We start from the raw sequence: 14575 nt of genomic DNA, 5'->3' as shown, positions 1-14575 counted from the left end.
GCTGGTGTGGTGTGTTGTGCCGTGGCCGGCGAGCGAGGGCGCGGCGGTGCGGCGGTGCGGCGGTGCGACGGTGCGACGGTGCGACGGGGAAGGTGCCGCCCTGCTCAGACGCTTCCGGTGTCCCGGCCGCGGCGGTGGCGCAGCGAGTCGTACGCCAGGATGAGCATCGGCAGCAGGCTGAAGAACAGCGCGATGCAGGCCCAGGTGCGCATGGCGACATGGTTGTGACCGGTGGCGAAGGACGCGGCGAGCGATCCGCCGAAGAGCAGCACCCAGAACAGGTGGATGCGGAAGGTGGCCGGCCGGTCGGGGCTGGCGGAGTCGCCCTTCGGGGTCACCACGAAGCGGCTCTTGCGGCGCATCGCGGCCTGCAGCAGGGAGGCCGCGTAGATCGGCCCGCAGAGCGCGGACATCACCATGCCGGCCACGCCGGAGGACCCGGCGGGCTCGTGCGGGCTGACGTTGTGCCTGCGGTTCCAGGTGTAGAGCAGCACCTGGAGGGCGGCGGCGTCGCTGTAGAGCATCATCCAGATCTGGGAGGAGACGTGCACACCGGACGCCCCGAAGCCCAGGTAGAGCACGCTGGAGACGCCGCCGAGCAGCCAGGTGAGCGCCGCCATCGGGTAGAAGCACACCATCAGCGTGTAGTTGAGCAGCCGGCCGGGCGACAGCCGCCAGGCGGCCCGCCAGTACTGGGTGAGGATCGTCTCGTAGGTGCCGCGGCTCCAGCGCAGCTGCTGCGAGAAGAAGTCCGTCCAGGAGGACGGGCCTTCGCCGACGGCCAGCACATCCGGGGTGTAGACCGACTTCCACTTCGCGCCGGTCACCGGATTGCTCCGGCGGTGGAACTCGAGACCGGTGGCCATGTCCTCGGTGATCGAGTCGTGGAGTCCGCCGATGGACTGCAGGGCCTTGATCCGCACCGCGTTGTTGGTGCCCACGAACATCGGTGCGCCGTAGCGGTTGCCCGCTCGCTGGATCAGCGCGTGGAAGAGGAACTGCTGGCTCTCCGAGAACTTGGTGACGGCGGACGGCGAGCTGTCGTAGTTGCCGTACACCTGCGGGCCGACGACGAAGGCGACGTCCGGGTCGCGGAAGTAGCCGAGCATCCGCTCGCAGAACTCGGGCAGCGGGACGTGGTCGGTGTCCACCGACACCCAGTAGTCGTAGTCGTCGCCGTGGGCCTGGAGCCAGCTGTTGTAGTTGCCGTGCTTGGTGCGTTCGCGATACGTGCCCTTGGGCTGGTTCCACCGGCCGACGCCGTGGCGGCTGAAGTGGCGGGCGCCCAGCCCGGCACAGAGCCGGCGCATCCCCGGGTCGTCGCCCTCGTCCAACAGCCAGACGTCGTACGGTCCTTGGTGGCGGACGGCGAGCGCGGCCGTCAGGGTGGCCCGGACCATCTCCGGGGGCTCCTTGCCCGGAACACAGGTCGTGATGAACGCGACTCTGGTGCCGGTCTCGGGAATCACCGGGACGGGGTCGCGGGCGACCAGGGTGGCGTGCGCGTTGGAGACCACGTTCAGCAGGCGGAAGACCTCGATCAGGGAGACGATCCCGATCATCACCTTGTCCGCGACCGGCAGCCACAGGTGGGTCTCGCCCGGTCGGACCGGCCAGTGTCCGGGGAGCAGCAGCCACACCAGCAGGATCGTCTCCACCACCGGTGCCGCGATCAGCAGCAGCGCGGCACGGAGCCGGTGCGGTTCCTCGCGCAGCAGGCTGCGGTACTGGACGCGGTAGACCGTGCCGGTGGCGGTCGAGGGGTCCGCCGACGGATCGGTCAGCGGCCCGGCCAGTCGGCTGAAGTGCTCGTAGTCGTACGGTGTCTTCCGGCGGCCCGGGCCGTCCGGGGGAGGCGGGTCCTCCTGTCGGCGGTCCTGCGGGTGCGGCAGGGCCCGGCCGGGTAACCGGCGCGGTATCTGCGGTTGTGGGTATGCCTCTGTCTTCGGCATGGCGGTAACTCCCCCCGAGGGACGCAGTGCTGCGCCCCCTGTTGCTGCCCCTGAGCTCGCTGCGGACTCGTCCCCCCGGACTTGTCCTCTGGATCTGTGGTCCCGGGATCGAAGCGCGACCTGATGAACCATCGGAGTCACGACGGTTTCCGGACCGGCACTGCTTCAAGCGGGTACTCCGCCCCCGCCGGAAGCCCGGCTTCGTGGCGCCCGATCCTGTTCGGATCCACTGACGGACCGGATCGTTGCTGAGGGCGAGAGCCGGATGCGATGGCAGGCTCCTGATTGACCCCAACTGTCCTCAGTGCCAAGGGTGATCGCAACCGATGTCGGAAATGACCTCGGTCGGAGGGTGAAGATCTGGCGGAATAGATGCGATGGGCGGCCGATCAGTGCTACCGGCGAGAACCCGTGTTCGATCGAAAAGCGTGCGAACGGCAGCCCGCGAGGCCGGCCGCCTCGGCATGCCCCTGAAACGGCGCAGGGCGACCCGGCCGGCGCCCGAGGCGCCGGCGGAGTCGCCCGGCCACTGGTTGGCCCTGGGAGTCAGCCCGCCGAGCCGGCCGTGCCGAGGAAGCTCGCCCAGCCGCCCGCCGGCTCCTTGCCGACGCCCAGCGTCCGCAACTTCCGCAGCGTGGACTCGTCCTGGACCTCCAGCCACTCCACCAGCTGCCGGAAGGAGACCAGCCGGACCTCGGGCTTGCCCGCGATCGCCTTGAGGGTCTCCTCGACGGCGTCCATGTAGATGCCGCCGTTCCACTGCTCGAAGTGGTTGCCGACGAAGAACGGCGCCCGGTTGGTGGTGTACGCGCGGTCGAAGCCGGCCAGGTACGCCTCCTTGGCCTGGGTCCGCCACTCGTCGTGCTTGGCCGGGTCGCCCTTGGTGCTGCCGGCGGACTGGTTGGCCAGGATGTTGTAGTCCATCGACAGCACCTGGAAGTTGTGCCCGGGGAACGGTATGCCCTGGAGCGGGAAGTCCCAGATCTTGCCGTCCTGGACCTTCTGCGGCCATATCTGGAGCCCGCCGGGCGAACTGGCGTCGTACTTCCACCCGAGCTTGGCGGCCGTCGGCAGCAGTGCCTTCTGGCCCTCGAGACACGGGGTGCGGCCGCCGATCAGTTCCTTCTTGTAGTCGAAGGGCAGCGGATCGACGTCGGTGAAGCCGGTGTTGGTGCGCCACTGGGTAACGAAGGAGACGGCCTGGTCGATCTCGCTCTGCCAGTCCTCGGGGCTCCACTTGTTGACCCCGTTGCCGTCCGACCGGGTCGAGCAGAAGTGCCCGTTGAAGTGCGTGCCGATCTCGTGTCCGGCCAGCCACGCCTGGCTGATCAGCTTCAGCGTGTTCTTCACCGCCCCGTCCGACAGGTACGGGATGTCGGACGCCCCGACCGAGTGCTTCGGCGGGTGGTAGAGGTTCGCCTTGCCCTTCGGCAGCGCGTAAATGCCGGAGAGGAAGAAGGTCATCGTGGCCTTGTACTGCTCGGCCAGCTTCAGGAACCTCGGGAACTGGCCGTCGTCGGTGCCGCCGGCGCCGTCCCAGGAGAACACCACGAACTGCGGCGGGCGCTCGCCCGGCTTGAGCTTCTCCGGCTTCGGCTGGTTGGGCTGGGCGCCGGTGTCGGACGTCGAACCGTCCCCGATCGGCGTTCCCTTGACCGCAGGAGCCCCCGACTTGCCTCCGCTGCCGGCGCCATCGGCGGAGCCCTTGTCCCCGGATCCGGAGCTGCCGCCACTCGAACAGGCGGCGACGGCCCCTAGGGCGGCGGTGGCCGCTGTGGCGCTCAGCACGGTCCTGCGCGAGATGCTGCTCATGGTCTCCCCAGCCGATCGGCGTCCGCGCCCGCAAAACGTCCGGAGGCCCCGGCGGAGGGCATCCGGACGTCCAGGAGAAAACGGACATTTACTGTCTATTACATCTTCAGGATGTCATGCGAACAGACCATCATCCAATGACCCTGCGCACTGTCTGCCATCACGCGGAGTTCGGGCTGCGTGGATGCACCGCCCCGGCGACTGTTGCCCACCTGAGACACTTCGGCGACCGCAGCATCGAGCATCGGTGCAGGTGGAGGCTGGTGAGACGGGTGCTGCCGAGAGGGTGCGGGGAGGCCGGGAGACCTCAGGCGGCCGCCCGGCGGCGGTGACGGCGGATCACCTGGGCGACGGCGGTGCTGATCGCAGTGGCGGCGGTGCACGAGACGGCGAGACTCAGCCAGGCGGTGTTGAACCAGTGGCTGTTCAGCCAGCCCAGGGTGACGATGTAGCCGGCCCAGACCACCGCGGACAGCGCCGACCAGCGAAGGAAGCTCAGGGAATGGTCCGGGGAGTGCCCGACGGCAAGGTCGAGGACCGTCCGCCCGGCCGGGACGAAGCGGGCGATGATCACCATGGCGGCGGCGGCACGATTGGTCCGGCCCGACAGACTCCGCTGGACCCGCTCGACGCTTGCCGCAAGCTCCGGCTTGCCGGCCAGCCGCCGGTTCACCGAAGGCGCGCCCCGGCGGGCCAGTTGGAGCAGCAGGAGGTCGCCGAGGAACGAGGCGAGGGCCACGCCGAGCCCGAGGAACACCGGAGCGCCGGCCACCTGGGAGGTCCGGAGCACAGCGAGGATGACCAGCGTGCCGCTCGGCAGGAAGGGGAGGAAGGCGTCCCCGAGAACGGCGCAGAGAGCCAGGACACAGATCCAGGCAGGGCCGATCAGCGCTATGGCATCCAAGGTCGTTCTCCCTCCAGACCGCCCGGAGGGAGAGGGTGGCTGCTGGGGGCAACGCTAGCGGCTCGACATTTCATGCCATGAAGCACCCCCGGGTGGGCAGGGTCACAGTGTCAGGTCGCGATTCCCGGGCTCTGCGGCTCCCCCTGGCCCCGCGCCGCGGGAGCCCGCGCCGGCGCCCGAGGCATCGGCTCCCGGCGCGGCGGGTGTGCTCGCGCGGGGGGTGTGCCTGCATGAAGGGCGGGTGCCGGAAATTGCGCGAGCCCCCGGAGCGGGGTGCCGCTCCGGGGGCTCGTCCGGGCCTGGCGGAGCTGGTCCAGCCCGCCGGCCTTGCCGGTGAGTGCGGCCGTGGTGCGTGGCCTTCACTGATCACCAAGGGTGCCCGAAACCGGGTCCGATCCGCGACCCCTTCGGCTGGCGACTTTCCTGCGCTGGCGTGAAGTCGCCACCCCTGCGGCCGTGCTGTCGGCCGGTCAGGAACGGGCCGCCCGGCCGACGGCCCCGGCCCGGGCTCCCGTGCGGCACCGGCCTGCGGCCGGCCCCGGTCCCGGCGCCCTGACCTTGGGAACACGCTGCCCCGCTGCCGGGTTGACCCCGCATGCGGGAGCGGAGTCCCGCATCCGATCAGGTCGAGCAGGAGGACAGAGGCATGACCACCGAGGACGAGCAGGCTCCCGACGCGGCACGGCCCACCGGGCAGGCGCTCCCTGATCCCGTCCGTGGCGTGGCCCGGGGCACCGCACCCGCCCCGCTCTCCATCCTCGACCTGGCTACGGTGGGGGAGGGCTACACGCCCGCCGAGGCGCTCGAAGCCACCACCGGGCTCGCCCGCAGCGCGGAGAGCTGGGGATACCACCGCTTCTGGGTGGCCGAGCACCACGGCATGCCGGGCGTCGCCAGCTCCACGCCTGCGGTCCTGCTGTCCCACCTCGGAGCCCACACCCGTACGCTGCGGCTCGGTTCGGGCGGGGTCATGCTGCCCAACCACGCCCCGCTCGCCATCGCCGAGCAGTTCGGGCTGCTGGAAGCCCTGCACCCGGGCCGGATCGACCTCGGTCTCGGCCGGGCCCCCGGCACCGACCAGGCGACGGTCCGCGCGCTGCGCCGAGGAGTCGGCGAGGACGCCGACGACTTCCCGCGCCAGCTGTCCGAGCTGACGCACTTCCTGGACGGCGACTTCCCGGACGGCCACCCGTACGCCAGGCTGACGGCCGTGCCCAGGAGCGAGGCGCGCCCGCCGATCTGGCTGCTCGGTTCGTCCGGCTTCAGCGCTCAGCTGGCCGGCCGGCTCGGCCTGCCGTTCGCCTTCGCCCACCACTTCAGCGCCGCCAACACGGTGCCCGCGCTGGACCTCTACCGGGACAGCTTCCAGCCGTCCGCCGTACTGGACGAGCCCTATGCGCTGATCGGAGTCGGTGCGGTGGCCGCCGCCGATGCGACCGCGGCCCGGCGCCTGGCCCTGTCCGGGGCCCTGGCCATGCTGCGGCTTCGGCGCGGCACCCCCGGTCTGATACCGACCCCCGAGCAGGCGGCGTCGTACCCCTACAGCCAGGTCGAGATGGAGTTTCTCGACAGCTGGCTGGCCAATCTCGTCCTCGGCTCGCCCGGTGAGGTGGCCGACGGCCTGGAGGCCCTGCGCAAGCGGACGGGGGCGAACGAGCTCATGGTCACCTCGCACATCCACGGCCACGAGGCACGCCACCGCTCCTACGGACTGATCGCCGAGGCGTACGGCCTGAGCTGATCCGAGCTCCGGCCCCGCCGCCCCCCGGGTGCCGTGGCGCCGGGGCTCAGCCCACCCGCCCCGCGCGCAGTATGGCGGCGACGCGCTCCGCCCCTCCGGGTTTGGCGAAGTACCAGCCCTGGGCCGTGTCACACCCGGTGAGGCGGAGCCGCTCGGCCTGCGAGGCGTTCTCGATGCCCTCGGCCGTCACGCTGAGCCCGAGTGCGTGCGCGAGCTGGACCATCGCGCCGACGATCTGCTCGTCCGCGTCGGCGCGCCGGCACCGGTTGTCCGGGCGGCCGCCGGGCGCGGGGTCGCGGAAGCCCTCGATGAAGCTGCCGTCCAGCTTCAGGACATGGACCGGGAGCCGGGAGAGGTAGGCGAGGTTGGAGTAGCCCGTACCGAAGTCGTCGATGGCGATCCGTACGCCCATGTCGGCCAGTGCCTGAAGTGCCTGGACAGGACGGCCGCCCGGCCCGAGCACGGCGCTCTCGGTGATTTCGAGTTGCAGCAGCCGGGGCGGCAGCCCGGTGTTCTCCAGCACCTGGGCGACGTCGGCCACCACGTCGGAGTCCCAGATCTGCCGGGCGGCCAGGTTGACGCTCACGAAGATCTCGGTGTCCGGGAACTCCGCCAGCCAGCGCTGGGCCTGACGGCACGATTCCTCCAGCACCCACTTGCCCAGCGGCACGATCGCGCCGGACTCCTCCGCGAGCGGGATGAAGCGGTCGGGCGAGAGCGTGCCGTACCGGGGATGGCGCCACCGTACGAGTGCCTCCGCACCGTGCACCGCGCCGTCCGCAAGCCCCACCAGGGGCTGGTACTCGACGGTGAACTCGCCGCGCTCAAGGGCCGGCCGCAGCGCGGTGGCCAGGCGCTGACGGGTGAGCTGGTGGGCGCCGCGGTCGGGGTCGTAGAGCGTCCAGCGGGCCCGGCCGTCGGCCTTGGACCAGTACAGGGTGGCGTCGGCGTCCTTCAGCAGGTCCGTGGGTGTGGTGTCGTGCACGGGCCGCTCCACCACGCCCACACTCGCGGTGACGACCAGCTGCTGTCCGGCGATGTCGAACGGCTGCTCAAGAGCGGAGATCAGCTCGGCGGCGAGGGAGGTCAGTTGCTCACTGCTGGCACTGTCGGCGACCAGCACGGCGAACTCGTCACCGCCGAGCCTCGCCACCAGCCGTTCCGTGTCCCGCGAGAAGGCACGCTCCAGCCGGGCCGCGACTGCGACCAGCAGCTGGTCGCCGACATGGTGCCCGAGCGTCTCGTTGATCGCGGCGAAACCGTCCAGGTCCACGTAGCAGAGGCCGACCCGGCGAGCTCTGCGGCCATCGGCCCCTCTGGGCTCTGCCGTCACGGTGGCCGCACCGCCCAGCAGCCCGGGTCCTGTCCCCGGCCCGGACTCGTGCTTGAGGTCGGCCGTGCCGCGCGCCTCGGGCGGAGCCTCACCGTCGACGGGCATGAAGGCCGCATTGAGGCGTTCGAAGAACAGCGTCCGGTTCGGGAGCCGGGTGAGCGGGTCGTGCAGCGCCTGGTACGCCAGCCGGTCACCGAGCAGACGCTGTTCGGTGACGTCCTCGACCATGGCCAGCGTGTAGAGGGGGTGCCCCGAGCCGTCGCGGATGAGCGAGATCGTCACGTTGCTCCAGACAGCGCGGCCGTCGCTGTGCTTGAGCCGCTTCTCCACCCGCAGCCGGTCGCGTTCGCCGCGCACCAGCTCCAGGTAGTGCAGCCGGTGGTTCTCCTCGGGGTCGATGATGTCGTGGATGTGGGTGCGGACGAGGTCCGGTACCTCGTGGCCGATCATCGCCGCGAACGCGGGGTTCACCTCGATGATCCGGTCGTCGGAGTCGATCAGCGCCATCCCGATGCCGGCGTCGGCGAAGGCGGCCCGGAAACGGGATTCGCTGGCCCGGAGGGCGGCGAGCAACTCCCTCGTACTGCCGCCCAGCGGGGCGGAGCAGGTGGGGCAGTAGCTGATCGACCGGCCGTCGGACAGGCCGGGGAGCAGCTGGGCCTCGTGCCGTTGCTGCTTGACCTCGACACTGTCGGCCGTACCCTGGGCGGGGCGGCACATGTCTGCGTGCCGCACGCGCTGGCGGTGTGCGTCGGCCCCCTCGTTCCGGCCCGGCACGGCACGCTCCCGTCCGCTGCTGACGCTGATCCGGCCGGCTTTCCGCACCGCGGTGGCCGGCTTCCCGCACTGTCGAGGCCCCCGGAACTCGGTGCAAGGGCGCCTGGTGGAGGCGCTCGGCGAGGAACAGGGCACTGCCGCTGATCATAGGCCGCGCGCGGATCCGGCGGCGACCGCCGCCAGGGTGATTCACCGCGTTCTGGACGGGGAACCGTGCCGTACGCGCTGCGCCCCCGGCGCGCATCCCGAGATGCGCACCAGGGGCGCGTGAAGTGAAGTCGTACCTGCCGGTGTCAGGCCGCGAGATTGGCGGTCAGGGTGATGGTGGTGCCGGTCAGCGCCTGGCTGACCGGGCAGTTGGCCTTGGCGTCCTCGGCGGCCTTGGCGAAGCCGTCCTTGTCGAGACCGGGGACCTGGCCGGTCACGGTGAGGTGGATGCCGGTGATGCCGGTGCCGGGCTGGAACGTCACGTCCGCCTGGGTGTCGAGCTTGGTGGGCGGAGTGCCGGCGCCGGCGAGCACGTGCGAGAGCGCCATCGAGAAGCAGGCGGAGTGCGCGGCGGCGATGAGCTCCTCGGGGCTGGTCTTGCCGTTCGGCTGCTCCGAGCGGGCCGGCCAGGAGACCGGGTACTCACCGATACCGGAGGAGGCGAAGGTCACCTGGCCCTTGCCCTCAAGCAGGTTGCCTTCCCACGCGGTGCGTGCGGTGCGAGTGGTTGCCACGATCAGGTACCTCCTGTGATGGGGGAACTGCTGGTTCGTCACGTCCGGCCATGAAGTGCCATGCGGTGCCAAGACTACGGGTCGACCGGGCGGCAGTGGCCGAAGGCCGGGCGGCCGGCTGCGGCTGTTCACGGTTGCGGTCCGGATAGTGGACGGATGTCCCGAATTCCAAGGGCGCCTTTGCGCTCTCCTGTTAGATTTGCCCAGGCCCGGGGAGGTCCAGGAGGAGCGTGGGTCACCCGGGTGCCGTCCGCACTGCCAGCCTCCGGAGCCGCCCCGATGACTGATCAGCCCACCGAGCCCGCCAGCTCTGCCGCCGCGTCCCTCGAAGCGATCGACGAGGCCGTGCGCGAGGAACTGACCAGTCTCCGCGAGAGCATCGACAATATTGATGCGGCCGTCGTGCACATGCTGGCCGAGCGGTTCAAGGCGACTCAGCGGGTCGGGCGGCTCAAGGCCGAGCACAAGCTCCCGCCGGCCGACCCGGAGCGCGAGCGCACCCAGATCACGCGGCTGCGTGAGCTTGCGGCGGGTGCCCACCTTGATCCGGTGTTCGCGGAGAAGTTCCTCAACTTCATCATCGCCGAGGTGATCCGCCACCACGAGGCGATCGCCCGCGCCTGAACCCCCCACGGGGGGCTGCCGTGGCGTTCGCCTGGAACCGTTCGGAGCCGCTCTGCGTGAGCATCGGCTAAATGCCGGATTTCGTGGCGCTTCGCAGGCAGCGTTAGCGTGCTGTCTTCCCCACTCCCCTGGAGGTGGTCCGCCGGTGGCACGCAAGCGGACGCAGAGCACGGCCCAAAGCACCGGGCACAGGCACCTGCGAGACAACGGCCGGCGCCGGCAGCACAGCCGTGGCGCCCGCCGTGGCAGCGGTGCGCTGCCGGCCGGCGCGGCTGCTCCCGCCGTACAGGCGGTCTGCCTGTGACCACTGGATCACAACCGGCCCCGACCGCACCGCAGGTCGGGCGGCCCCAGCAGGCCCACGGGACCGGCCACTCCCATCAGGACCACCATGCCCACCGGGCCAGGTCCCCGCGCCCCGCGAGGCCGGCCCGTCGGCGCTGGCCGTGGTGGGTGGAGCTGCCGGTGATGGTCGCGGTGGGCCTCCTGGTGGCGTTGATCGTGAAGACCTGCCTGTTCCAGGTGTTCACCATCCCCTCGGGCTCGATGGAGAACACCCTGCGGATCGGCGATCGGGTCGCCGTCAACAAGACCGTGTCCCTCTTCGGGTGGAAACCGAAGGCGGGTGAACCGGTGGTGTTCAAGGACCCGGGTGGCTGGCTGCCCCCGCAGGCGCCCGCCACCGGTCTGATGTCCGGCGTGGTCGGGGATGCTCTGAGCTTTGTCGGCCTGCTGCCGCCCAAGGGGGACAACTACCTGGTCAAGCGCGTGATCGCGACGGGCGGCCAGACCGTCCAGTGCAGCGGCACGACCCTGCGGGTGGACGGCAGGCCGGTGAGCGAGCCGTACCTCCACCCCGGGGACGACTCCTGCGCCGGTCTGGACTTCGGCCCGGTGACCGTGCCCAAGGGCTACGTCTGGGTGGAGGGCGACCACCGCAGCGACTCCGCCGACTCCCGCTTCCACCGGGAGGAGCCGGGCGGCGGCGCCGTGCCGGTGGCGAACGTGGTCGGCCCGGCGTCAGCGGTGGTCTGGCCGCTCAATCACCTCGACTGGTTCGGCTGGACCGGTATCTGACGTCCGGCGGCGATGCCGGCTCCGAGGTCCTCGTCGGCCCCGGCCTCGTCGGTGCTCCCGTCCTCGCCCCCGGCGCCGGAGATGTCGGCCGCTACGGAGGCGGGGTCGGCTCCGGGTCCTGATCGGGGCCCGCCCGTGGCTCCGGCAGCCTCGGCGGGCTTGCTGGTCTGCGCCGCGAAGGCACCGACCAGCACCAGCAGGCCACCCGCCAACTGGGGTGCGCCCAGCTGCTCGCCGAGCAGGAACCAGGCCGTCACCGTGGCGACCACGGCCTCCAGGTTGGCCACCACCGCGGCGACGGCCGGTGACAGGTACTGGACGGAGACGACCCCGGTCAGATAGGCGAGCACCGTCGCTACCAGCACCATCCACGCGGCGGGCAGCAGGGCGGGCAGGCTGTGCCCGTTCATGTTCACGTGGCCGCCGAGGATGCTCCAGTCCGCCTCCCAGGGGCGGGTGAACGCGGTCAGCGCGATGGCGCCGATCAGGAGTCCGTAGGCGCTCACGGCCATCGGGTCCACCGGCCGATCGCCCCGCCGCCCGGCGTCGGCGAGCAGGAAGTAGCCGACCTGGCAGCAGGCCGCACCCAGGCCGAACAGCACGCCGAGCGCGTCGAAGGCCAGGCCGTGCCAGATCTCGACCACGCACGCCAGCCCGGTCACGGCGACCCCGGCGCCGATCGTGGCCGCCCGCGAAACGGGCCGCCGCTGGACGTACTTGATGTAGCCGAGCAGCAGCAGCGGGCCCAGGTACTCGATCAAGAGGGCCACGCCGACCGGGATCCGGGAGAGCGAGGCGAAGTAGCACGCCTGCACACCGGCCACCGCGAGCAGACCGAAGCCCAGCAGCAGACCGGGGCGCCGGCGGAAGGCGTCCCGGTGCCGGTACGCGAGCGGGAGCAGGACCAGTGCGGCGCCGGTCACCCGGAGCCAGACCACGTGCAGGGGTGAGAGACCCGCCTCGATCAGCGGCTTCGCCGCTGTGCCGGACCCGCCGAAGGCGAATGCGGAGACCAGCGCGAGGGGGAGGCCGAGACGTCCGGCCATGGCGCCGGCGGTGGACTTGGAGCTGTGCATCGACGCATTCTGCCAGCCGACAGCGCTCTGGGTAAGGTGCTATCTCGCTTTTTGGTCCTGCACTTTCGGCGGGCCTTCCGCAGCGGACGGTCGGGCGTGCCGGGGAGCGGCCCGCCGGGTGCCTAACCCGTCTGCAGCTGGGTGTTCGGTTGCCCGCTGGGGCCCGGGGCGGGCGTGGTGGTCGGCTGGACCGTCGGGTCCGGCTTGGGTGTCGCGGCGCGGGTCGGGAAGGGCCTGGGAGTGGGCCGGCTCGTGGGCGAGGAGCTGCTGCCACCGGAGCTCGAACCGCCGGACGACGCCCCGGTGCCGGACCCGCCCGCAGGCGCGGACGGCGCGGACGGTGAAGGCGTGACCGCCCCGGCGGCCGGAGTGCTCGACGTGCCGTTGGACGGAGTGCTGGACGGACCGGTCGAGGAGCCCGAGCCCGATGGGCCCGACAGCAGCGGGTTGTCCGGGGAGCCGTCGAAGTCGCTCACCGGCTGCCCGGAGAGGGCTGCCTTCATGTAGGCCGTCCAGACCTGGGTCGGGAACTTGCCACCGGCCGCGGCCGAGACGCCGCCGACCCCGTCCAGGGTGACCTGGGCGCCGCTCGACGGGTCCTGGCCGAACAGCGCGACCGAGGTCACCAGCTCGGGCGTGTAGCCGACGAACCACACCGACCTGGAGTTGTCGGTGGTACCGGTCTTGCCCGCCGTCGGCCGGCCGAGCGCCTGTGCACGGTAACCGGTGCCGCCCGGGTCGCTCACGACGCCCTGCAGCATGCTGGTGACGGCCTGCGCGGCGCCCTTGCCGATCGCCTGGGTCGCCTTGGGTGCGGGCAGGTTGACCTGCTCGCCCTCGTGCTGGAGCGACTTCACGACCCAGGGGGTGATCTGCTGCCCGTCGTTGTCGAGGGTGGCGTACGCCCCGGCCATGTCGAGCACGCTGGGCGTGGCGGTGCCGAGCGGGATCGAGGGGTGGGCGTCGAGCCCGGGGGTGTCGGCCGGCAGGCCCATGGCGACGGCGGTCCGGCGGACCTTCTCCAGGCCGGTGTCCTGGGCGAGCTGGGCGAAGACCGAGTTGACCGACCAGTCGGTGGCCTGCTGGAGCGTCACCCGGCCGTAGTTCGTGCCGCCCTCGTTCGGCGGGGCGTACGGCGTGCCGCGCCCGCCGGTCACCGGTCGGCCGCTGGTGCCGTCGTAGACCGTGTCGGGGCTGATCCGAACGCCGTCCTGGGTGCGTGCGCCGCTGTCCAGGGCGGCGGCCAGTGCGATCGCCTTGAAGGTCGAACCTGCCTGGTAGTCCGCCCGGGTGGCGTTGTCGACCCAGTGCTTTGTGGCGTCGGCGCCGCCGTAGAGCGCCACCACCGCGCCCGTCTTCGGGTCCACCGAGGCGGCGCCGGCCTGGGCGTCGGCGTCCTTCTTCCGCTGCCCGGGCGAGAGCTTGTCGGTGAGCTGCTGCTGGACGGCGTCCTGAAGGTCCTGCTCGCGCTTGGCGTCGACGGTGAGCGTGATGGTGTAGCCGCCCTGGGCGAGCGCCGCGTCGCTGACGATCCCGTGCGAGGTCAGGTAGTCCGTCGCGGTGCCGACCAGGTAGCCCGCCTGGCCGGACAGGCCGGGAGCGCTCTGCGGTTCCTGCACCTTGGGGAAGGTGACGGCGGCGCGTTCGTCGGCGGAGAGCCAGTTCTGCTGGACCATGCCGTCGAGCACGTAGTTCCAGCGGTTGACCGCGTTCTGCTTGCCCTTGGCCGTCGCGGTCGAGACGTCGTACGCGCTCGGCGCGTTGAGCAGGGCGGCCAGGTAGGCACCCTGCGCGGGGTTCAGCCGGCTGGCGTCTATGCCGAAGTACGCCTGTGCGGCGGCCTGTATGCCGTACGCGCCGCGGCCGTAGTACGAGGTGTTGAGGTACCCGGAGAGGATCTCGTCCTTGCTCTGGGTGGCGTCCACCTTGAGCGCGATGAAGAGTTCCTTCACCTTGCGGCTGACGGTCTGCTTCTGGTTGAGATAGGTGTTCTTGACGTACTGCTGGGTGATCGTCGATCCGCCCTGGGTGGCCTGGCCGGTGGCGGTGTTCACGGCGGCCCTGGTCAGGCCCTTCAGATTGACCGCGCCCTCGTGGTAGAAGTTCCGGTCCTCGGCGGCGAGGGCGGCGTGCTGGGCGGCGGGGGAGACCTTGTCGAGGCCGACGTTCTGCCGGTTGGTCTGTCCGGTGCGGGCGATCAGCGTGCCGTCCTGGTAGAGCCAGGTGTTGCTCTGCGCGGTGGCGGCGGCATGTGCGTCCGGGACCTTGACCAGGGTGAGGCCCAGTACGAACAGTCCGACCCCGAGCACGACGGCGGTGACCAGGCCGAGCAGGGTCAGCCGCCAGGTGGGTATCAGTCTGCGCCAGCCGGTCCGGCGCGGCCGCCCGGGGCGCGGGGCGCGGCGGCGGAGGGACAGCGGGCGGCGGCCGGTGGTCGAGGTGCGCGGCAACGTAGAGCCTTTCCAGCGAGCCCTGTGACAGTTGCTCACGCGATCTGGGATGGACGGCAGACCGAATCAGCCTGCCTGAGGTCCTTGTCAGATGTTAGGGACCTTTG

10 protein-coding genes are annotated in these 14575 nt (G+C 71.2%); 3 read left to right on the top strand and 7 right to left on the bottom strand.

Translation table 11 applies throughout. The features are described from left to right. Positions 1-104 precede the first annotated feature (104 nt). From P3T39_RS17645 to P3T39_RS17635, 3 genes are all read right to left on the bottom strand, one after another. The gene (locus tag P3T39_RS17645; RefSeq protein WP_280698660.1) at positions 105-1952 is read right to left on the bottom strand and encodes a cellulose synthase catalytic subunit; all 1848 of its coding nucleotides are present in this window, start codon (positions 1950-1952) and stop codon (positions 105-107) included. Between the two features lie 546 nt (positions 1953-2498). Further along, positions 2499-3764: a hypothetical protein gene (locus tag P3T39_RS17640; RefSeq protein WP_280698658.1), complete on the bottom strand. Its 1266-nt coding sequence runs from the start codon at positions 3762-3764 to the stop codon at positions 2499-2501. A gap of 307 nt (positions 3765-4071) precedes the next feature. Further along, positions 4072-4668: a hypothetical protein gene (locus tag P3T39_RS17635; protein ID WP_280698656.1), complete on the bottom strand. Its 597-nt coding sequence runs from the start codon at positions 4666-4668 to the stop codon at positions 4072-4074. A gap of 646 nt (positions 4669-5314) precedes the next feature. On the opposite strand from P3T39_RS17635, the gene P3T39_RS17630 reads away from it, so the two are divergent. Further along, positions 5315-6409 (top strand): LLM class flavin-dependent oxidoreductase, encoded by a 1095-nt coding sequence (locus P3T39_RS17630; RefSeq protein WP_280698654.1) that lies wholly within the window; start codon positions 5315-5317, stop codon positions 6407-6409. 46 nt (positions 6410-6455) lie between these two features. Here P3T39_RS17630 and P3T39_RS17625 read toward each other — a convergent pair whose 3' ends face one another. Continuing rightward, positions 6456-8477, bottom strand: a complete 2022-nt coding sequence (locus P3T39_RS17625) for a bifunctional diguanylate cyclase/phosphodiesterase (RefSeq protein WP_280698652.1) — start codon at positions 8475-8477, stop codon at positions 6456-6458. 335 nt (positions 8478-8812) lie between these two features. Continuing rightward, a complete protein-coding gene (locus tag P3T39_RS17620) occupies positions 8813-9241 on the bottom strand; it encodes an OsmC family protein (RefSeq protein WP_280698650.1) in 429 nt (142 codons plus the stop codon). A 279-nt stretch (positions 9242-9520) separates the two neighbouring features. Here P3T39_RS17620 and P3T39_RS17615 point away from each other — a divergent pair, with 279 nt between their 5' ends. Together P3T39_RS17615 and lepB are read left to right on the top strand one after the other, a co-directional pair. Further along, a complete protein-coding gene (locus tag P3T39_RS17615) occupies positions 9521-9865 on the top strand; it encodes a chorismate mutase (RefSeq protein WP_280698645.1) in 345 nt (114 codons plus the stop codon). 300 nt (positions 9866-10165) lie between these two features. After that, complete coding sequence (lepB, locus tag P3T39_RS17610; RefSeq protein ID WP_280698644.1) at positions 10166-10942, top strand: signal peptidase I; 777 nt, start codon at positions 10166-10168, stop codon at positions 10940-10942. Here lepB and P3T39_RS17605 read toward each other — a convergent pair. Together P3T39_RS17605 and P3T39_RS17600 are read right to left on the bottom strand one after the other, a co-directional pair. Continuing rightward, a complete protein-coding gene (locus P3T39_RS17605; RefSeq protein ID WP_280698642.1) occupies positions 10909-12018 on the bottom strand; it encodes a DMT family transporter in 1110 nt (369 codons plus the stop codon). The genes lepB and P3T39_RS17605 overlap by 34 nt on opposite strands. A 122-nt stretch (positions 12019-12140) precedes the next feature. Beyond that, entirely contained in the window at positions 12141-14468 is a 2328-nt protein-coding gene (locus P3T39_RS17600; protein ID WP_280698640.1) for a transglycosylase domain-containing protein, read from the bottom strand. Positions 14469-14575 lie beyond the last annotated feature (107 nt).

This window comes from Kitasatospora sp. GP82 (genome assembly GCF_029892105.1).
Lineage (GTDB): Bacteria > Actinomycetota > Actinomycetes > Streptomycetales > Streptomycetaceae > Kitasatospora.
This window is presented reverse-complemented; position numbering and strand designations above follow the sequence as displayed.

Excerpts from the sequence above, each read along its gene's own strand:
- P3T39_RS17615 (WP_280698645.1), top strand. The coding sequence starts at position 9,521 with ATGACTGATCAGCCCACCGAGCCCGCCAGCTCTGCCGCCGCGTCCCTC.
- P3T39_RS17640 (WP_280698658.1), bottom strand. The coding sequence starts at position 3,764 with ATGAGCAGCATCTCGCGCAGGACCGTGCTGAGCGCCACAGCGGCCACC.
- P3T39_RS17630 (WP_280698654.1), top strand. The coding sequence starts at position 5,315 with ATGACCACCGAGGACGAGCAGGCTCCCGACGCGGCACGGCCCACCGGG.
- P3T39_RS17605 (WP_280698642.1), bottom strand. The coding sequence starts at position 12,018 with ATGCACAGCTCCAAGTCCACCGCCGGCGCCATGGCCGGACGTCTCGGC.
- P3T39_RS17645 (WP_280698660.1), bottom strand. The coding sequence starts at position 1,952 with ATGCCGAAGACAGAGGCATACCCACAACCGCAGATACCGCGCCGGTTA.